This window comes from Actinomyces sp. oral taxon 849 str. F0330 (genome assembly GCF_000239715.1).
Lineage (GTDB): Bacteria > Actinomycetota > Actinomycetes > Actinomycetales > Actinomycetaceae > Actinomyces > Actinomyces johnsonii.
Map to the genome: position 1 here is coordinate 1 of NZ_JH470377.1, position 2,379 is coordinate 2,379.

General features: G+C 63.6%; 1 protein-coding gene and 1 pseudogene. Both read left to right on the top strand.

Going from position 1 to position 2,379, the window contains the following annotated elements; all coding sequences use genetic code 11:
• Nucleotides 1-39 precede the first annotated feature (39 nt).
• Nucleotides 40-1,692 carry an alpha/beta hydrolase gene (locus HMPREF0975_RS14180; RefSeq protein ID WP_049939994.1) on the top strand — a complete coding sequence of 551 codons (1,653 nt, stop codon included), beginning with the start codon at nt 40-42 and terminating at the stop codon, nt 1,690-1,692.
• Nucleotides 1,693-2,014: 322 nt separating this feature from the next.
• A pseudogene (locus tag HMPREF0975_RS15905) lies at nt 2,015-2,379 on the top strand (alpha/beta hydrolase); the annotation flags it as partial.

Here is a 2,379-nt window from a genome sequence, read left to right on the forward strand (position 1 = left end):
GGGCGAGCCGAAAGCGCTCGGGGTGCCGGGCGTCGTCGATTGGCTGCTGGGGTGCTGGCTGCTGTGTCCGGTGTGTGTTTGGGGGTGGGGGCCGGTGCGGTTCCTGCTGTCGCGGTGCCGGCGGCTCCGGCTGTGGCTGTGAAGGCTGCGGTTCCCAAGGGGTTGGAGTCTTTCTACGGTCAGACGGTGGAGTGGTACGACTGCGGTGCCACCGGTGGGATGGAGAAGTCTGCGGAGGCGACGGCCTTCAAGTGCGCCAAGGTGAAGGTGCCGTTGGATTACTCCCAGCCCGATGGTCAGACCATTGAGATTGCCATGAAGAAGCATGTGGCCACCGGTTCGATCCATCGGGGCAGCCTGTTCATCAACCCGGGCGGCCCGGGTGGGTCCGGGGTCCAGTACGTCGAGGCCGCTGCGGAGACGGGCTTCGCCGGTGTGCAGGGCTCCTACGACATCATCGGTTTCGACCCCCGCGGCGTCGGATCCTCGACCCCCATTACCTGCGCCGCTGCGAACGACGCGGCTGCGGCTCCGGCTGCCGGGGTTGGGGCGCCACAGGCCGACACTCCTCCGTCGCCGGTGGATGGCGGAGCGAATAACGATTACAAGGAGAAGTCTCCCGAGGTGGACGCAGCAGCATCGGGTACCAGCTTTGAAGACGCGGCCCCTCGCATTGCTGACGAGTATAAGCAGGTAGAGGCCCAGTGCGCCGCCAACACTAAACCGGCCGGGCTCCTCGATCACGTGGACACCGTATCGGCGGTCCGCGACCTCGATATTCTGCGGGCCCTGTCCGGCAACGAGAAACTCGACTACGCCGGTTTCTCCTACGGCACCTACCTGGGCGCCCACTACGCCGAGCTCTTCCCATCCAACACCGGCCGCATGGTCCTCGACGGCGCCATGGACCCCAGCCTCACGCTCTATGAGAGCAGGCGTGGACAAGTCATAGGCTTTGAGCATTCACTGCGAACCTACGTCGAGTGGTGCCAGGGCGCTGCAGACTGCCCGCTATCGGGCGGGACTGATGCCGGGGTTCAACAGATCTCTGACCTCTTCTCCTCCGCCGACCAGTCGCCCCTGCCGACCTCCGACCCGAACCGCTCGGTGACCGGGACCGACATCAAAGGCGTCGTCACCCAGTACATGTACTTCTCGGAACAGGATTGGCCCGTCCTGAACCAGGCCCTCACCCAGGCCATCGTGCACCATGACGGCTCGATGATCCGGTCAATACTCGATCGGTTCCAATCAGCGGGCTCGAACAGCACTCTCGCGCGTCTTGCCATCAACTGTCTGGACTACCAGGTCGAGGGCGATATGACCTCCTGGGCGGCACGAGACCAGGAGATGGAACAGGTGGCTCCACACTTCGGGCAGACGGCGGTCATCTCTGACCTGGCCTGCCAGTCCTGGGGCCACACCGGTACCCAGCCCCCCAAAGCACTCCATGCCAAGGGTGCCGCACCGATCCTCGTCATCGGGACGACTGGAGACCCCGCAACCCCCTACGAGTGGGCCAAGGCCCTTGCAGGCCAGCTGGAATCGGGCCAGCTCCTCACCTGGGAGGGCAACGGGCACACGGCCTACGCCAATGCCGGTCACGGACCCTGCATCACCAAGGCGGTCGACACCTACCTGCTCACCGGCACCATGCCCAAGAAGGACCTGACCTGCCGCGGCAAGGAATGAATCGATGAGGAGTCAGTAACTCTTCAGTAACTCTTCAGTGACTCTTTACTGACTCGTCGCCGATCGCCTGTTACGTGACACCACTGATCATCGTGGTCGGGGACATCCGAGCTCGGATGTCCCCGACCACGATGGCGCTCAAGGGCTGGTGGTGGTCTGTGGGACGCCAACCTTCCGGAGGATGCTACTTATCGGTAAAATAACTCACATGAAAATACGGTCGAAGCGTCATGCGGGAAAAGGGAGAAGTACACCGGCGATCGTCTTGAGAGGATGTCGGCGACGAGCTGTCGCATCGTTGCGTCGTCGATTGGCTGCTGGGGTGCTGGCTGCTGTGTCCGGTGTGTGTTTGGGGGTGGGGGCCGGTGCGGTTCCTGCTGTCGCGGTGCCGGCGGCTCCGGCTGTGGCTGTGAAGGCTGCGGTTCCCAAGGGGTTGGAGTCTTTCTACGGTCAGACGGTGGAGTGGTACGACTGCGGTGCCACCGGTGGGATGGAGAAGTCTGCGGAGGCGACGGCCTTCAAGTGCGCCAAGGTGAAGGTGCCGTTGGATTACTCCCAGCCCCGATGGTCAGACCATTGAGATTGCCATGAAGTAAGCATGTGGCCACCGGTTCGATCCATCGGGGCAGCCTGTTCATCAACCCGGGCGGCCCGGGTGGGTCCGGGGTCCAGTACGTCGAGGCCGCT